Source organism: Streptomyces sp. NPDC045287 (genome assembly GCF_056432325.1).
In genome coordinates this window covers 395,136-411,784 of record NZ_JBWKJG010000004.1, presented here as the reverse complement: position 1 = coordinate 411,784, position 16,649 = coordinate 395,136, and the positions used below count along the sequence as shown (strand labels likewise).

14 protein-coding genes are annotated in these 16,649 nt (G+C 75.2%); 9 read left to right on the top strand and 5 right to left on the bottom strand.

What is annotated here, in order from left to right:
- Positions 1-131 precede the first annotated feature (131 nt).
- Positions 132-377, bottom strand: a complete 246-nt coding sequence (locus AC07D6_RS10125) for a hypothetical protein (RefSeq protein WP_315875814.1) — start codon at positions 375-377, stop codon at positions 132-134.
- A 124-nt stretch (positions 378-501) separates the two neighbouring features.
- Here AC07D6_RS10125 and AC07D6_RS10120 point away from each other — a divergent pair, with 124 nt between their 5' ends.
- From AC07D6_RS10120 to AC07D6_RS10080, 9 genes are all read left to right on the top strand, one after another.
- Positions 502-1,488, top strand: a complete 987-nt coding sequence (locus AC07D6_RS10120; RefSeq protein ID WP_479043234.1) for an alpha/beta fold hydrolase — start codon at positions 502-504, stop codon at positions 1,486-1,488.
- Between the two features lie 8 nt (positions 1,489-1,496).
- Entirely contained in the window at positions 1,497-3,053 is a 1,557-nt protein-coding gene (locus tag AC07D6_RS10115) for a DUF3152 domain-containing protein (RefSeq protein ID WP_479043233.1), read from the top strand.
- A gap of 216 nt (positions 3,054-3,269) precedes the next feature.
- Positions 3,270-4,406 carry a DUF3492 domain-containing protein gene (locus AC07D6_RS10110; protein ID WP_479043232.1) on the top strand — a complete coding sequence of 379 codons (1,137 nt, stop codon included), beginning with the start codon at positions 3,270-3,272 and terminating at the stop codon, positions 4,404-4,406.
- Complete coding sequence (locus AC07D6_RS10105; protein ID WP_479043231.1) at positions 4,399-5,538, top strand: hypothetical protein; 1,140 nt, start codon at positions 4,399-4,401, stop codon at positions 5,536-5,538. The genes AC07D6_RS10110 and AC07D6_RS10105 overlap by 8 nt, the downstream gene beginning before the upstream one ends.
- A gap of 248 nt (positions 5,539-5,786) precedes the next feature.
- Positions 5,787-6,749, top strand: a complete 963-nt coding sequence (locus tag AC07D6_RS10100) for an NAD-dependent epimerase/dehydratase family protein (protein ID WP_479043230.1) — start codon at positions 5,787-5,789, stop codon at positions 6,747-6,749.
- A complete protein-coding gene (locus AC07D6_RS10095) occupies positions 6,737-7,489 on the top strand; it encodes a spherulation-specific family 4 protein (protein WP_479043228.1) in 753 nt (250 codons plus the stop codon). The genes AC07D6_RS10100 and AC07D6_RS10095 overlap by 13 nt, the downstream gene beginning before the upstream one ends.
- Before the next feature lie 85 nt (positions 7,490-7,574).
- Entirely contained in the window at positions 7,575-8,753 is a 1,179-nt protein-coding gene (moeZ, locus tag AC07D6_RS10090) for an adenylyltransferase/sulfurtransferase MoeZ (RefSeq protein WP_479043227.1), read from the top strand.
- Positions 8,754-8,809: 56 nt separating this feature from the next.
- Positions 8,810-9,133, top strand: coding sequence for a DUF6928 family protein (locus AC07D6_RS10085; protein ID WP_479043225.1), 324 nt, complete (start codon positions 8,810-8,812; stop codon positions 9,131-9,133).
- Positions 9,134-9,428: 295 nt separating this feature from the next.
- Positions 9,429-9,830, top strand: coding sequence for an SgcJ/EcaC family oxidoreductase (locus AC07D6_RS10080; RefSeq protein ID WP_315875806.1), 402 nt, complete (start codon positions 9,429-9,431; stop codon positions 9,828-9,830).
- Between the two features lie 605 nt (positions 9,831-10,435).
- Here AC07D6_RS10080 and AC07D6_RS10075 read toward each other — a convergent pair.
- The 4 genes from AC07D6_RS10075 to modA all read right to left on the bottom strand — a co-directional run bounded on the left by AC07D6_RS10075 (position 10,436) and on the right by modA (position 16,617).
- On the bottom strand, positions 10,436-12,007 hold the full coding sequence (locus tag AC07D6_RS10075; protein WP_479043223.1) for an alpha/beta hydrolase: 1,572 nt from the start codon (positions 12,005-12,007) through the stop codon (positions 10,436-10,438).
- A 99-nt stretch (positions 12,008-12,106) separates the two neighbouring features.
- Positions 12,107-13,693 carry an alpha/beta hydrolase gene (locus AC07D6_RS10070; protein ID WP_479043222.1) on the bottom strand — a complete coding sequence of 529 codons (1,587 nt, stop codon included), beginning with the start codon at positions 13,691-13,693 and terminating at the stop codon, positions 12,107-12,109.
- 183 nt (positions 13,694-13,876) lie between these two features.
- Complete coding sequence (locus tag AC07D6_RS10065) at positions 13,877-15,832, bottom strand: ABC transporter permease (protein ID WP_479043220.1); 1,956 nt, start codon at positions 15,830-15,832, stop codon at positions 13,877-13,879.
- On the bottom strand, positions 15,829-16,617 hold the full coding sequence (modA, locus tag AC07D6_RS10060; RefSeq protein WP_479043218.1) for a molybdate ABC transporter substrate-binding protein: 789 nt from the start codon (positions 16,615-16,617) through the stop codon (positions 15,829-15,831). The genes AC07D6_RS10065 and modA overlap by 4 nt, the downstream gene beginning before the upstream one ends.
- Positions 16,618-16,649: the final 32 nt, after the last annotated feature.

The following is a 16,649-nucleotide window of genomic DNA, read 5'->3' as shown; positions in this document are numbered from 1 at the left end:
CCCGGCGGTGCGCGGTGCGAGCGCAGAATTTCACGTACCGGACGCCGGCGGTAGCCGGAACTTCAAAAGTGAACGACCCGGTCTCCGGAAAACCTCCTCAACCTGCGCGAACAGCGGCGGACCCCCCCGTCTCACTCGCCGTCGCGGTAGTCGTCCTCGTCCAGCGCGACCACCCGGGTCTGCTCCACCGCGTCCGCCTCGTTCGCCGCGCCCGGGTCGACGCGCGACAGCGGGTCGTCCGACTGCTGCCGGAGATCGGCGTGCTGCTCGGCGGCGTCCGCCTCCGGGGTCTCCTCGTCCAGCGCGGCGGTACCGACCGCGCCGTTCTCCCGGGCCAGCTCCGCCAGCGTCTCGGGATCCGTGGGGTCGACGGTCATGAGCTCCCCTTTCTCACGGGCTTCTGCCCTCGCTACGAGCCTAGAAGGTCCCCCACATCGGCGCTATGCGATCTGTGATGCCGAACACACCGTTCCAGGTGTGATCGTCTCGTAACATTGCCGCATGTCTTCGACCGAGCTGCCCGCGTCCCCCGCCGCGGCCGCGGCGGCGCCCCGCGTGCACGCCGTACGGGTCGCGGAAGGCGAGCGCCTGCGCTCCGCGGAACTGCCCGGCCTGACGCTGAACGTGCGCTACCGCCCCTCCGCCGCGTCCGGCAGGGCGCCCGCGCTGTACGTGCACGGCCTCGGCGGCTCCTCGCAGAACTGGTCGGCGCTGATGCCGCTGCTCGAGGACGTCCTGGACGGCGAGGCCGTCGACCTGCCCGGTTTCGGCGACTCCCCGCCGCCCGACGACGGCAACTACTCGGTGACGGGCCACGCCCGCGCCGTCATCCGCCTCCTGGACGCCGAGGCCCGCGGCCCCGTCCACCTCATCGGCAACTCCCTGGGCGGAGCCGTCGCCACCCGGGTCGCGGCCGTCCGCCCCGACCTGGTCCGCACGCTGACGCTCGTCTCGCCCGCGCTGCCCGAGCTGCGCGCCCAGCGCACCGCGTGGCCCACGGCACTGCTCGCCGTCCCGGGCGTGGCGCGGCTGTTCGCCCGCCTGACCAGGGACTGGACGGCCGAGCAGCGCGTACGGGGCGTGCTCGCCCTCTGCTACGGCGACCCCGGCAGGGTCACGGACGAGGGAATGCGGGCCGCGGTCGAGGAGATGGAGCGGCGCCTGCGCCTCCCGTACTTCTGGGACGCGATGGCCCGCTCGGCGCGCGGCATCGTCGACGCCTACACGCTGGGCGGCCAGCACAACCTGTGGCGGCAGGCGGAGCGGGTCCTCGCGCCGACGCTCCTCGTGTACGGCGGGCGGGACCAACTCGTGTCGTACCGTATGGCGCAGAGGGCCGCCGCGGCCTTCCGGGACGCGCGGCTGCTCACGCTTCCGGAGGCGGGGCACGTGGCGATGATGGAATATCCCGAGGCGGTGGCCCGGGCGGTGCGCGAGCTGATCGCCGACCGGGGCGGCGACGGCCCCGGCGACGGCGCGAGGAGCTGATACGGGGCGTGGGACGACATAGCCGCAAAGGCCCCGCCCCCACCGACCAGGGGGCGGACGACAGGACCACCACCGCCGCCGCGTCCGGCGGCGGCCGCCGCCGCAGGGCGGCACCGCAGGCGCCGCCGCGGCAGGCCGCCCCCCACGTTCCGCAGGCGGCCCCCGCGACCCCGCCCCACCAGGCACAGCAATCTCCCCAGGCACAGCAGGAGCCTCGGGCCCCTCGCCTCCAGTGGACCCCGCACGTCCCGCAGGCCCCGGCCCCGCAGCAGTACGGGTACGGCTACGGCTTCGGCACCCCGTCGCACGGCACCCCCGCCGCCGACGTGCGCGGCGGACACCCCGAGCAGCACGAGGCGGGCGGCGCCTGGGGCACCGCCCCGTACACGGCCGCCGCGCCGCCCCCGCCCCCCGCGCCCCGGTCGCGCGTCGCCCAGGGGCCGCCGCGCATGCCGGGGCCGCGCCGGGAGTTCGTCGAGGCGTTCGACGCTCCGGCGGCGCAGGCCGCCCAGGACGCCCGGGGCGGTGCCGTCGGCACGGCCGGCGACCGCCCCGCCGGGACGGCCGGACCGCAGGACTCCCCGGCCGACGACGGCGCGGGCGCCCGGGCGGCGGGGCCGGGCGGCTCTGGCGCGCACGGCGACCGGTCGGACGACGCGCGGGGCGACGGCGCGCCGCGGGACGACGACCGCGACGGCGACCGCGACGAGGAGCGGGACGGCGACCGCGACGGCGCGCGGGACGACGGCCGGGCCGGCAAGGGGCGTACGTTCACCGGGATCGCCGCGGCCGCCGTCGTCACCGTCCTCGCGGTGGTCGTCGCCGGCCAGGTGGGCGACGCGCGGCAGCGGAGCGGGGCGGACCGGGCCGCCGACGCGTCCGACCGGGATACGGCCGCCGACGCCGCCTCCCGGTTCGAGCGGCGGGCCGCCCCCCAGACGGTCCCCCCGCGGCCCGTGGCACCGACGTACGAGGAGCTGATGGCCCGGCAGTTCCCGTTCGACCCCGAGATGAAGGGGTCCGGCGACTTCGAGGCCGTCCCCGGAGTGGACGAGGCGCCCGGCAAGGGGCGGAAGATCCGGTACCGCGTCGACGTGGAGAAGGGGCTGGGGCTCGACGGCAGGCTGTTCGCCCAAGCCGTGCAGAAGACCCTCAACGACGACCGTAGCTGGGCGCACGGCGGCGCCATGACGTTCGAACGGATCTCCACGGGCCAGCCCGACTTCGTCGTCACGCTGGCCAGCCCGGGGACGACCGGCGTCTGGTGCGCCAAGTCCGGGCTGGACACGACCGTCGACAACGTCTCCTGCGACTCCGCCGCCACCGACCGCGTGATGATCAACGCCTACCGGTGGGCGCAGGGCGCCGAGACCTTCGGCCCCAAGGCGATGTTCGCCTACCGGCAGATGCTCATCAACCACGAGGTCGGCCACCGCCTCGGGCACAACCACCGCACCTGCCAGACGCCCGGCGCGCTGGCGCCCGTGATGCAGCAGCAGACGAAGTCCCTGGAGATCGACGGCATCAAATGCCGCCCCAACCCCTGGGTGTACCCGGGTGACTGACCCCCCGCCACCTGGCCGAAGCCTGACAGAGGGTGACTGCTAGTCACTGTAGCGCAACAGAACGCTACCGGTGTGCGAAAGTCACGTGCATTCACCCCTTCCGGTGGCGCGACGGACAACCGTCCGCCGCGCCACCCGTCCCTCCGCTTACGGTCGTCCCGCCGCGAGTCGCCGGACCAACGGCGGCCGGACACAAGCGAGATCGGGGGTGTACTCGTGCGGATCGGACTGCTCACGGAGGGTGAGCGCCCGTACGCCTCGGGTGAGTCCAGACTCTGGTGCGACCGGCTTGTGCGCGGGCTCTCCCAGCACGAGTCCGGCCTCTACGCGCCGGACCGCGGAACGGGCCGGGAGGACACCGACCGGGTTCCGCCGCGTGTGCGCCGGGTGTGCACCGCGCCCGCGTGGACCGCCCCGGACGGCACCCGCGTCGGCCGTACGCCGGGACCACGGAGACACGGGCGGCGCGACCGCCACCGCTTCACCGGGCACTTCGAGCGGCTCGCCACCGCCCTGTGCCGCACCGGTCCGGCCGGCGACGCCGCCTTCGCGGACGGCCTCTACGGCCTCTACGGCCTCGCGGAGCTCGCCGCCGAGCGGGGCGGCCTGGGCGGAGCCCTGCGCCCGGAGGCCGCGGCGCGCGTCCTGGAGGTCGCCTGCCGCGTCCCCGGCGCACACCGGAGCGCGCACGGCGCGACCGTCCCCGCCCCCCTGGCGCTCACCGACCGGCTGGAGCGCCTCCTGCTGCCGCTGTCGCTCGACCGGTATGGCGCGGACGTGCTCGGCGCGGCCGACCTGTGCCATGCCGCGTCGGGCGGCGCGGCGGCGCTGCCCGGCCTGCTGGCCAAACGCTTCTTCGGCACTCCGCTGCCGGTCACGGAGTACGGCGTGCGGCTGCGCGCGCACCACCCGGCGGCCGGCGGCACGGCCCTCGGCACGCCCGCACGTTCCCTGCTCGCCGCGTTCCACCGGAGGCCGGCCGCCGAGGTCTACCGGCAGGCCGCCGTCGTCACGCCCGGCACCGCGCACGCGCGCCGCCGACAGGAGCGGTGCGGTGCCGACCGGGACAAGCTGCGCACCGTGTACCCCGGCACGGAAGCGGAACGGTTCGCCTCCGTGGGGGAGGGCTCCGACCCGGGCGATCCGCGCACGCTCGCGCGGGTCGGCGGCGTCGGGCCCGCCAAGGACCTCGTCGGGCTGCTGCACGCCTTCGCGGAGGTGCGGCGGGTGGACCCCGGCGCCCGGCTGCGGATCGTCGCCGCGCCCGTACGGGACCGCCGGGCGGCCCCGTGCCTCGCGCACTGCGGGGCGCTCGCCGCGACGGCGGCGGTGAGCGGGGGCGGCTGTGGCTGAGCGCCCCGAACCCCCGGCGGGGACCGCCCGTACCGGGACCGCCCGTACTGGGACCGGGCACCGCAGGCCCGCCGATCCCGTCAAGGCGCTCCTGCACCGGTACCGGGAGCAGTGCGAGCGGGCTGTCGACCCCTTGGAGATCGCCGCCGGACCGGAGGCGCGCGGGGTCACGGACCGGACCGCCACCCGGTTCCGGCACCGCGACGCGTTCTCCCTCGCCGAGGAGCTCTACGCGCGCGTCCCCCGCGGCGAGGAGCGCGGCCCGCGCCCCGCCGCCCCCGCACCCCGCGGGGGTGCGCCGGACCGCCGGAGCCGGTGGCGGAGGAACGGCTGGGTGCTCGCCGCGCTGCTCCCCGGCGCAGCCTGCGGCCTCGCGCTCGCCGCGCACGCCCACGCCTCCGGGCCACCGCTCCCCGCCGCCACGGGCGCCGCCGGGCTCGCGGCCGCCCTCGTCCTCGCCGTACGGCGCGGGCCCCTGCGCGCCCCCGGCCGCGCACCGCTCACCGCGTGCGCCGCGACCGCCCTGCTCCTCCTGTGCGCCGCGTACGGCGACGGCCTCCTCGGCCACCTGGTCCACGGCGGCCCCGACGGGCCCCGGCCGCCCGCGACCGCCCCGCTCCTGGCCCTCGCCCTCGCGGTGGTGCCGGCCGCCGGGTGCGCCCGGCTGTCCGCCGTACGGGCCCGGCGCCTGCTCGCGGGCAGCCGGAACCCGGGCGACTTCACCGCCCGGGCCCGGCCCCTGTTCCTCGCCGTCGCCGCCCTGTACGCGGCGGCCCTCACCGGGCTGCTCGCCGGGACCGGCGCGGTGCCCGGGACACCGCCCGGCGCCCTCGTCCCGGCAGCCGCGCTCGGCACGCTGCTGTTCCTCGCCCGGCTGCTCGCCGTGCACGGCCTTCCCCACGCGGGTTCCGCCGCGCTCGCCGCCACCGCGGCGGCGGAGGTCCCGGCCCGCCTCACCGTCCTCGTCGGACGGCTGCCCGGCCACGGCCTCGTGGCCGTCCCGGTACGGCGGGCCGTCGAGCCCCGGGGCACCGCGGCCGTACCGGGCCTCCTCCGCGGCACCGCCGCGCTCGTCCTGCCGGCGTACGCCGCCGTCGTGCTCGCACGCGCCTCCGCGCACGCCCGCCCCTGACCGCCCGCCCCACCACCGGCACCCCGGACCGCACAGCCCCGTACACCCCACGGACCACACAACACGCATCGACCGCACAGAGCACATAGACCGCACGACCTCAGAGCCCCGACCGTCCCGCAGACCCCATGAGTCCCGGAAGCGCCAGGCGCGTCACCGGGTCCTGCGGATCCGCGCAACACCGAGGAGACACACGACATGATCCCCCCCACCCCGACCACGGCCGCACAGCGCGAAGGGGGCGCGCGATGAGGGTGCTGCTGCTCGGCGCCACGGGATTCATCGGCCGCTTCGTCGCCGACCGGCTGCTCGCCGACCCGGCGGTGCACCTCACGGCCCTGGGCCGCCGCGACGACTCCGACGTGCGCTTCGACCTCGCCAACGGCAGTCCGGGGGCGCTCACCCGGTTCCTGGACGCCGTCCACCCCGGTGTCGTCATCAACTGCGCCGGGGCCACCCGCGGCGGCGCCCGCGAGCTGACCCGGCACAACACCGTCGCCGTCGCCACCGTCTGCGAGGCGCTGCGCCGCAGCCGCTGCGGCGCCCGCATGGTCCAGGTCGGCTGCGCGTCCGAGTACGGGCCGTCACAGCCCGGTTCCTCGACCGCCGAGGACGCCGTGCCCCGCCCCGGCGGGCCGTACGGGGTGTCGAAGCTCGCGGCGACCGAACTGGTCCTCGGCTCCGGGCTGGACGCCGTCGTCCTGCGGGTGTTCTCGCCGGTCGGCCCCGGCACCCCGGCCGGCTCGCCCCTCGGCCGGCTCGCGGAGACCATGCGCCGCGCCATGCAGTCCGGCGACGCGGAGCTGAAGCTCAGCGGCCTCGGCGCGCAGCGCGACTTCGTCGACGTACGGGACGTGGCGCGCGCCGTGCACGCCGCCTCCCTGTCGGCGGCGCAGGGCGTGGTCAACATCGGCACCGGCCGCGCCGTACGGCTCCGCGACGCCGCGTCCCTCCTCGCGCGCGTCGCCGGCTACACGGGGTCCCTCCACGAACTGGACGGCCCGCCCGCGCGGCCCGTCATCGGCGCCCAGCGCTCCGAGTCGCCCTCCGACCACCTGCCCCCGGTCACCGCCCACCCCTACCCGGACGGCTGCGGGGCCTGGCAGCAGGCCGACGTGCGCACCGCCCGCGACCGGCTCGGCTGGCGGCCCCGCATCAACCTGGAGGAGTCCCTCGCGGACATCTGGATGGAGGCGGCGTGCCGCATCTGACCGGCACCGGCACCGGCCTGCCGGCGACCGGTGCCGACCGGCTCGGCTTCGGCGTCCCCGGCTACGCCCACCCGCTCCTCGCCCCCGTGGAGTGGGCCGAGCTGACCCGGCCGGGCGTGCCCGTGCACTGGGCCGTCCTCAACGTCGCGGACGGCCCCGGCGCCCGGCCCGACCCGCACTGCCTGGAAGCGGTGGCCCGGCTCCGGAACGCCGGCGTCCGGGTCCTCGGCCACCTCGGCCTCGGCGGGGGCGACCGCCCGTTCGGCGACACCGTCTCCGAGGCCCACCGCCACCTCGACTGGTACCGCGTCGACGGCTACTTCCTGGCCCGCTGTCCCACACAGCGGCAGGACCTGCCCGAGGTGCGCCGGCTCACCGCCACCCTGAAGGCCCTCCTCGACCGGGTGGACGGCGGGCACCTGGTCCTCGGCCACGGCGGCCCTCCGCACCCCGGCTACGCGGACACCGCCGACCAGTTGGTCACCTTCTCCGGGTCCTGGGCCGAGTACCGCTGGTCCCAGGCGGCGGAGTGGACCGCCGACCACCCGCCGGAGCGCTTCGTCCACTTCGTCCACGGCGTGCCGCGCGCCCATCTCGGCGAGGCCGTGCGGATCGCGCGGTGGCAGGGGGCGGGGACGGTCTTCTTCACCGACCGCACCGGACAAACCGGCCCATTCGCGGCCCTGCCCGGCTACTGGGACGAAATCGTCTCGCAGATCGGACCAGGTGTCTCGGAATGAGAAGGGCCGTGGCAGTGTTACGGAACATGTAGTCCCCGCCCGCGCGGGGGTAGTCCCGTACTGACATACGACCAACGGAGTCCCCGTGTCGCTGCCACCCCTGGTCGAGCCGGCTGCCGAGCTCACCGTAGACGAGGTCCGCAGGTACTCCCGCCATCTGATCATCCCGGACGTCGGGATGGACGGACAGAAGCGGCTGAAGAACGCCAAGGTGCTGTGCGTGGGCGCCGGCGGACTCGGCTCCCCGGCCCTGATGTACCTGGCCGCCGCGGGCGTGGGCACGCTCGGCATCGTGGAGTTCGACGAGGTCGACGAGTCGAACCTGCAGCGCCAGATCATCCACAGCCAGGCCGACATCGGCCGCTCCAAGGCGGAGTCCGCCCGCGACTCCGTCAAGGGCATCAACCCGTATGTGAACGTGGTCCTTCACGAGGAGCGGCTCGAGGCCGACAACGTGATGGACATCTTCAGCCAGTACGACCTGATCGTCGACGGCACGGACAACTTCGCCACGCGCTACCTGGTCAACGACGCGTGCGTGCTGCTGAACAAGCCGTACGTCTGGGGCTCCATCTACCGGTTCGACGGCCAGGCGTCGGTCTTCTGGTCCGAGTACGGGCCCTGCTACCGCTGCCTCTACCCCGAGCCCCCGCCGCCGGGCATGGTCCCGTCCTGCGCCGAGGGCGGCGTCCTGGGCGTGCTCTGCGCGTCCATCGGCTCCATCCAGGTCACCGAGGCGATCAAGGTCCTGGCCGGCGTGGGCGACCCGCTGGTCGGCCGGCTGATGATCTACGACGCCCTGGAGATGCAGTACCGGCAGGTCAAGGTCCGCAAGGACCCGAACTGCGCCGTCTGCGGCGAGAACCCCACCGTCACCGAGCTCATCGACTACGAGGCCTTCTGCGGCGTCGTGTCGGAGGAGGCCCAGGAGGCGGCGGCCGGCTCCACGATCACTCCCAAGCAGCTCAAGGAGTGGATCGACGACGGCGAGAACATCGACATCATCGACGTCCGCGAGGTCAACGAGTACGAGATCGTCTCGATCCCCGGCGCCCGGCTGATCCCCAAGAACGAGTTCCTGATGGGCAACGCCCTCCAGGACCTCCCGCAGGACAAGAGGATCGTCTTGCATTGCAAGACGGGTGTCCGCAGTGCGGAAGTCCTGGCGGTCCTGAAGTCCGCGGGCTTCGCCGACGCCGTTCACGTCGGCGGCGGCGTCATCGGCTGGGTCAACCAGATCGAGCCCCACAAGCCGGTCTACTGACCACCCCTCCCGCCGACCGGCGGGACTGAAGAAGCCCACGGCTCCGACCAGTTCGGATGCCGTGGGCTTCTGCCGTTGTCGGTCGACTTCGAGTGGCCTCGGACGGCCCGGGGAGGGCCCGGCTTGGCAGCCGGGCTTGGTCGGACCTGGGTGAGGACGCCTTGCGCGCGCTCTGCGGCTTCATCCAGGAAGGCCGTCCGCAGCCCGATGACGTCGACGCGGAGGCCATCGCCCTGTACGGATTCCACGTGCGAGACCCACACGGGCCTGATCCTGCCGAGCAGGAAGCCGCGCTACGGAGGGCGGCTGAAGTGATGCCGCCGCCGCGCGTTTACACGCTGGGGCCTGATAGCTCGTCGATCGAGCGCGACGGCCTGTAGCCGAGGTCGGCCACAACTGACCACGGGCGGCCGCGTCCTGCGGCCGCCCTATCGATCAGCGTCCTGACCTGCTGCTGAGCTGTCGGCACCTGTCGACTTTGGTCACCATTGAGCGCCCTTCCACAGCCCGAGGACGACCGGGAGGGTGCTCGTGCGTGAGCACCGCTTGAGGAGTTCGATCAGCGGTCAGTAAGCCCGTGGCACCCCCAGGAGGGGACGCCCCGCGAGTGGCCGCCCCTCACATCGACGCTCGGCGCTCGAACCCCTTGACCTCAAGCAAAGTTGAGAATCCAGCATGGTTCACATGGACACCAGGAACACGGACATCAAGGCCATCGAAGAGATCGTGGCCACCGTCGAGCGGACGCAGCGTGCCAAAGACGCCGAGGGCTTCCTCGCCCTCTTCCGCTCCGATGCCATCTGGACGACCGCTCATGGCAAGGTCCTCATCGGCCTCGACGCCATCGGTGAGTTCACCCGCGCCGTACTGCCGAACTCCGACTGGGACGGTGATGTCACCTACGAGGTAGTGCACATCCAGTTCCTGCGGCCCGATGTGGCCGCGGTCAAGATCCGGCAGGTCTACCACTCGGCAGACGGCGACACGGAGGGCGCTCCGCTCTACATCGTGACCAAGCAGAGTGACGGCACCTGGCTGCTGCACGTCGGCCAGAACACCGAGGTCCGGGCTGGCTGAGAGCCTGACGGTTGTGCTCCGCAGGGATCGTGGGGGTGTCGTGGCAGTGCCCGTCGCAGTCTCAGTTCCGCAGGGTTGCGCGGCTTCTCCCGTCCGACTGCCTGAAGTCGGATGCCTGCCTCGACCCACCGCTCACCCCAGTTCCCATCCCGTCCGCCGTCGACCCGCACACCGTGGGGCAGGCGTGGTCCAGGGCGCCCAGGTGGAGTGCGCCACTGTACGAACGACCTGGTCGCCCTGGGCCGCGCCCGCTCGGCTCTGTACCAGCTCCCGGCGATGTAGGGAGGAGTGGTCGGCTGTGCGGAGCTGGGGCTCCTTCAAGGTGATCAGCTCATCGGAACGCTGCTGTTGGAAGAGGTCGGCATGTTCTGGACGGACCGCCGTTTCGCGCCCGGCCCGGGACGGGCCGTGCTTCGCCCTCCCTTCGACACCTCGTGCGACGCCTGGGAGCGAGGGGACGCGGAAACGGCTCCGGCTGCGGACGGGTCTACTGACCGCGTCGCCCCTCTGGGCTCGGGGGCCGGGCCGTGGGGTCCGGCCCCCTTCCCGCTTCCCGTGGCGGTGGGTCGCGGAGGTGGTGTCCGGGGCGTGCCGGGAGCGGGGCGCTACGAGCAGGTCGTGCCGTCCTTCGGGACCCTGTCCCGCAGCAGGTAGTCGTCGACCGTCCGCGTCACGCACGCCGACGAGCCGTACGCGCCGTGTCCCTCGCCCTTGTTGGTGATCAGCACGCCGACGCCCTCGCCCAGGCCGTCCGCCATCTTCCGCGCGCCCTCGTACGGCGTCGCCGGGTCGCCCGTCGTGCCCACCACCAGGATCGGCCCCGCACCCGGCGCGGACACGTCCTGGGTCGTCGACTCGCCCTTCACCGGCCAGTTCGCGCACCAGCCCGCCGTGTCCCACGCGAGGAACTCCCCGAACACGGGGGATATGCGCCGGAACTCGGGCAGCAGCGCCTTCGCCTCGGCGGCCGTGGGCCGCTGGTCGCTGTCGGCGCAGGAGATCGCCCGCTGTGCGTGGCTGTCCGTGCCGTAGTGGCCGCTCGCGTCGCGGTCGTTGTACATGTCGGCGAGCCGCAGCAGCGCGTCGCCCCGGCCGTCCTCCGCCTCCCGCAGCGCCTCCGTCAGCAGCGGCCAGCTGCTCTTCGAGTACAGCGGGAGCACGATGCCGGTGAGCGCCAGGCCCTCCGTCAGCTTCCGGCCGCCGGTCGCCTCCAGGGGCTGCCCGTCGAGCCGTGCCAGCAGCCGGGCCACCCGGGCCGTGCCCGCCTTCGCGTCCTCGCCCGTGGACGCGAAGTAGTTGTCCAGCGCCCGCTGGAAGCCCGTGGTCTGGTGCCGCGCGTGGCCCTTGCTGTCGGCGGTCGGGTCGACCACCGCGTCCAGCACCGTCCGGCCCGTGCGCCCCGGGAACAGGTGCGCGTACGCCGCGCCCAGCTGCGTGCCGTACGAGATGCCGAAGTAGTTCAGCTCGGCGTCGCCCAGGACGTGGCGGATCACGTCCATGTCGCGGGCCGTGTTGCTGGTGGTGACGTGGGCGATCAGCTTGCCGGAGCGGCGGGCGCAGCCGGCCCCGAAGTCGGAGCCGTCCTTCAGGTAGGCGGCCTCCTCGGCCGGCGTGTCCGGCGTCGGGTCGATCCGTGCCTCGGCACTCGCCTGCTCCTGGTCCGACCGGCACACGACCGCCGAACTGCCGCCCACCCCGCGCGGGTCGAAACCGACCAGGTCGTAGCGGGCGTTCAGTCCGTCGTACTCCGGCGCGAAACCCGGCAGCATCTCCACGCCCGACGCGCCGGGGCCGCCGAAGTTGAACAGCAGGGAGCCGATCCGGCCCTTCCTGTCGCGGGCCTCCTTGCGGATCAGCGCCACCGGCAGCGTCTCGCCGTCCGGCTCCCGGTAGTCCAGCGGCACCCTCACCGTCGCGCACCGCCAGGCCGCCCCCGGCTTCTCGCCGCCCTCGGGCGCCCCGCACGGCTCCCACCGTGGCTTCTGGCCGGTCAGCGCGGCCGGCAGCCCCGGCATGTCCGGCGTGCTCCCCGGCCGGCCCGGCGCGCCGCTCGCCGTGCTCCCCGCCGACGGTCCGCCGCCCCCGCCGGCCGCCCCGCCGTCCTGGCAGCCCGTGACCACCCCGGCCGCCAGGGCCGTCAGGACCGCCACCGCCACGGCCCGCACCCGCTTGGACATGCATTCCCCCAGAACTCCCCCGGACGTACCGGGCATCCCGCCGCTGAACCGTCATCGTAGGCGCCACCGCCCCCGGCACCGGCGGCCCTGTGGACAACCTCACGGGCAGACGGTCCCCGACGCCGGGACCTTCCCGTCGAGCAGGTAGGCGTTCACCACGCGCCGCACGCAGGCGTCGCCGCCGTTGTAGGCGCCGTGCCCCTCGCCCCGGTACGTCACCTCGACGCCGACGCCCTTGCCCAGCGCCGACGCCATGGCCTTGGCGCCCTCGAACGGCGTGGCCGGGTCGCCCGTCGTCCCGATCACGAGGATCGGGGGCGCGCCGGGGGCGCTCACCTCCGGGTGGTCCGCCCGGCCCGCGACGGGCCACTGGCCGCACCACAGCATCCCCCAGCCGAGGAAGTCACCGAACACGGGCGACGCCTCGCGGAACTCGGGCAGTTTCGCCTTCACCTGCTCCACGGTGAACCGCTGCCTGTCGTCGACGCAGTTGATCGCCGCGTTCGCCGCCTGGAGGTTGTTGTAGTTCCCGTTCTCGTCGCGGCCGTTCATCGAGTCGGACAGCGCCAGCAGCAGCGCGCCGCTGCCGCCGTCCGCCTCGTCGAGGCCCTGCTCCAGGTACTGCCAGTACTCCTTGGAGTACAGGGCCTGCGCGATGCCGTTGAGGGCCTGCGTCTGGGTCAGCTCGCGGTCGCCGATGCCCGGGACGGGACGCTTGTCGAGCCGTGCCAGCAGATCGGTGACGAACCGCTCGATCTCCTCCGGGGTGTTGCCGGGCAGCGCGCACCCGTCGCCCCGCCGCACGCAGTCGGCGGCGAAGTTCCGCAGGGCCAGTTGGAACCCCCTGGCCTGGCCGAGCGCCCCCTGCTCCGCGGTCCCGCCCGGGTCGACGACGGCGTCGAAGACGGCCCGGCCCACTCGGCGGGGGAACAGGTGCGCGTACACCCCGCCGAGCTCCGTGCCGTACGAGATGCCGAAGTAGTGCAGCTTGTCGTCACCGAGGACCTGCCGCATCAGGTCCATGTCGCGGGCCGCGTTCTCCGTGCCGACGTGCGGCAGCACCTTGCCCGAGTTCTCCTCGCACGCCTCCGCGTACTTCTTCAGCTCCCTCTGGTACGCCTTCTCCTCGGCGGCGTCGTCGGGTGTCGCATCGCGCGCGAAGAGCGCGTCCAGTTCGCGGCGGCCCAGGCACTCCACGCCGTCGCTCAGCCCCACGCCGCGCGGGTCGAAGCCGACCAGGTCGTAGCGGCCGCGCAGGGTCTCGTAGTCGGGGGCGAAGGACGGCAGGGCGGTGATCCCGGAGCCGCCCGGGCCGCCGAAGTTGAAGACCAGGGAGCCGATCCGCTTCGACCGGTCGCGGGCCTTGGCGCGGATCAGGGCCAGCTCGATCGTGTCGCCGCCGGGGTCGGCATAGTCGAGCGGGGCGTCCATGAACGCGCACTCCCAGCGGGTGCCGTCCGGGAGCGGGCTCGGCGTCGCGCCGGCCTCCGCCGCGGTGGAGGGCGCGCACGGCTTCCACGACGGCTTCTGCGCGGCCAGTTCGCTCATCGCGTCCCGGCCGGTCCCCTCGCCCTTCTCCCCGTCGCCGCCGCACCCCGCGGTGGCGCCGGTGAGCAGGACGGCGGCGGCGAGGACGGCGGTGCGCCGGCGGGCGGCCGGCCGCCGGGAGGGGCGAGTGATCGGCATGCGTCCATCGTCGGCGCGCCTCCCTCCCCCCGCCCGTGACGCGCGCCCATGCGGGTGGCCGGCCGCCCCGCCGCGTACGGGGACGGCACCGGAGCCTGGGGGATCGGCGCCCCGGGGCGTGCGGGGGCGGGGGCGGCCGGCCGACCGGCCGGTGCTCCGGGGCGTACGGGGTGGCCGCCGCGCCTACAGCGGTACGACGGTGATCTCGGTCGCCTTCACGCTCACCCACACCGCGGAGCCCTCCGCGAGCCCCAGGTCCGCCGCTGCCGCCGGGGTCACCTCCGCGACCACGTCGGGCGGGGCGCCCGGGGCACCCGACACGAGGACCCGCAGCCGCGCCCCGTGCGCGGTCAGCTCCCGTACGGTGCCCCGCCACACATTGCGGGGGCTGCCCGAGGGGCGGGCGCCGTGCAGCGACACCGCCTCGGGCGCCACCACCGCGAGGGCAGCCGCGCCGTCGGCGGGCGCCGGGTCGGCGGCCGTGACCAGCCGGGCGCCGCCCGCCGTGTCCAGGCCGCCGTCCCGTACGGTGCCCGGCCAGGCGTTGCGGCCCAGCATGCGCGCGACCCACGGGGAGCGCGGGTGCCGGGCCACCTCGGCGGGCTCCGCGTACTGCACCGGGCGGCCCTCCTCCAGGACGAGGACGCGGTCGGCCAGCGACACGGCCTCCACCGGGTCATGCGTGACGATCAGGCACACGCCGGGGAACCCGGCCAGGTGCTGCCGCAGCGCGTGCCGCACGCGCGCGCGGGTCGTCTGGTCCAGGGCGGCCAGCGGCTCGTCGAGCAGCAGGAGCCGGGGCCGCGCGGCCAGGGCCCGGGCGAGCGCCACCCGCTGGGCCTGCCCGCCGGACAGCTCTCCCGGCCTGCGGTCCGCCAGATGGCCCACCCCGAGCCCTTCCAGCCGCTTCCGGGCCTCCACGCGCGCGCGGGAGCGCGGCACGCCCTGCGCGCGCAGTCCGTACGCGGTGTTGGCCAGCGCCGACAGGTGCGGGAACAGCGCCCCGTCCTGCGGCACCCACGCGATGCCGCGCCGGTGCGGCGGCAGCCCGGCCAGCTCCCGCCCGTCGAGGCGCAGGGACGCGGCCGTCGCGCGCGGGGTGAGGCCCAGCAGGGCGCGCAGCAGCGTGCTCTTGCCGGCCCCGTTCGGCCCGACGACGGCGACCGTCGTCCCGGCGGGCACGTCCAGGGTGAGGGCGGTGGCCCCGCGCACCTCGGCCGCGAGCGGCCACGCCGCCCCCGCGGCGTACCCGCCGGCCGGCTCGTCCGCGAGCGGTCCGGTGCCGTCCCGCCCCTCCTGCGCCCCCTCCGTCTCCTCCGCGTCGGCCGCCGGTCGCGGTGCCTCCCGTACCGCCGCGTGCCCCAGCCAGCGACCGCGCAGGGCGACCAGGACCGCCGCGGCCGTGACGAGGAGCAGCAGCGAGACGGCGACGGCGCCGTCCGGGTCGTTCTGGAGCAGCAGATACACCTGGAGCGGCAGCGTCTGCGTCGTGCCCGGCAGGTTCCCCGCGAAGGTGATCGTCGCACCGAACTCGCCCAGCGCCCGCGCCCAGCACAGCGCCGCCCCCGCGACGAACCCCGGCCCGACCATCGGCACGGTCACCGTGAAGAACGTCCGCAGCGGTGCGGCCCCCAGCGACGCCGCCGTCTCCTCGTAGCGCGGGTGCAGGCCCGCCAGCGCGCCCTCCAGGCTGATCACCAGGAACGGCATGGACACGAACGCCGCCGCCACCACCGCACCCGCCGTCGAGAACGGCAACGACACCCCGAACCGGTCGGCGAGGACCCCGCCCAGCAACCCCCGCCGCCCGAACCCCTGCAGCAGGGCTACACCCGCCACCGTGGGCGGCAGCACCATCGGCAGCATCACCAGCACCCGCACCAGCGCCTTGCCGCGGAAGTCGACCCGGGCCAGCGTCCAGGCCAGCGGCACACCGAGCAGCAGCGACAGGGCGAGCGACCATGCGGACACCGCCAGCGACAGCCCGAGCGCCTCCCGCACGGCGGGCGCGGTCAGCCGCTCCCCGAGCGTCCCCCACGGGGCGTGCGCCAGCACCCCGGCGAGCGGCAGCAGCAGGAAGACGACCGCGGCCAGCGCGGGCACGGCGAGCGGGACGGGGACCCGCCGGGCGCGGATCACGGCGTCTCGAACCCGGCCGCCGACAGCAGCGCACGCGCGCGCGGCGACCGCAGCCACGCCACGAAGTCGCGCGCCGCCCCGGGGTCGCGCGCGGAGTCGAGGGCGGCGGCCGGATAGGAGGCCACGGCGTTCTGCGCGTCCGGCACGGCCACCGTGTCGACCTCCCCGCGGGCGGCGGTCGCGTCGGTGGCGTACACGAGCCCGGCGTCCGCCTCGCCCAGCCGCACCTTGCTGAGGACGGCGCGGACGTTCGGCTCCTGGGAGACGGCCCGCACGTCCACCCCGGCCCTGTCGAGGACCTGCCGGCTGTAGCGCCCGGCCGGCACCTCGGGTGCGGCCAGCACCACCTTCAGGCCCGGCCGGGACAGGTCCTCCAGGCCGGTGATCCGCTGCGGGTTCCCCGCGGCGGTGACGACGGCGAGCCGGTTGCGGGCGATGACGACGGGCTCGCCGGTCGCCTCGCCCAGGCGGTCCATGGTCGGGGCGTCGGCGGTGACGAGGACGTCGGCCGGCGCGCCCTGGCGCACCTGGGAGGCCAGCTCCTGCGACCCGGCGAAGGAGAACACGACGTCGGTGCCGGGGTGCTCCCCCTCGTAGGCGGCGCCGACGTCCTCGAAGACGTCCGTGAGGGACGCGGCGGCCAGCACGGTCAGCTTGCCGCCGCCCGGCCCCGCCGACCCGTCCGCCGGGGCACCGGAGCCGCCGGAGCCCCCGCAGGCCGCCAGCGGCAGCAGCAGGGCCGCGGTCAGCAGGGACGCGACGGCGTGGCGCGCGGTACGGCGCACGGGAACCTCCGGACGGTCGGGCGTACGGGCGT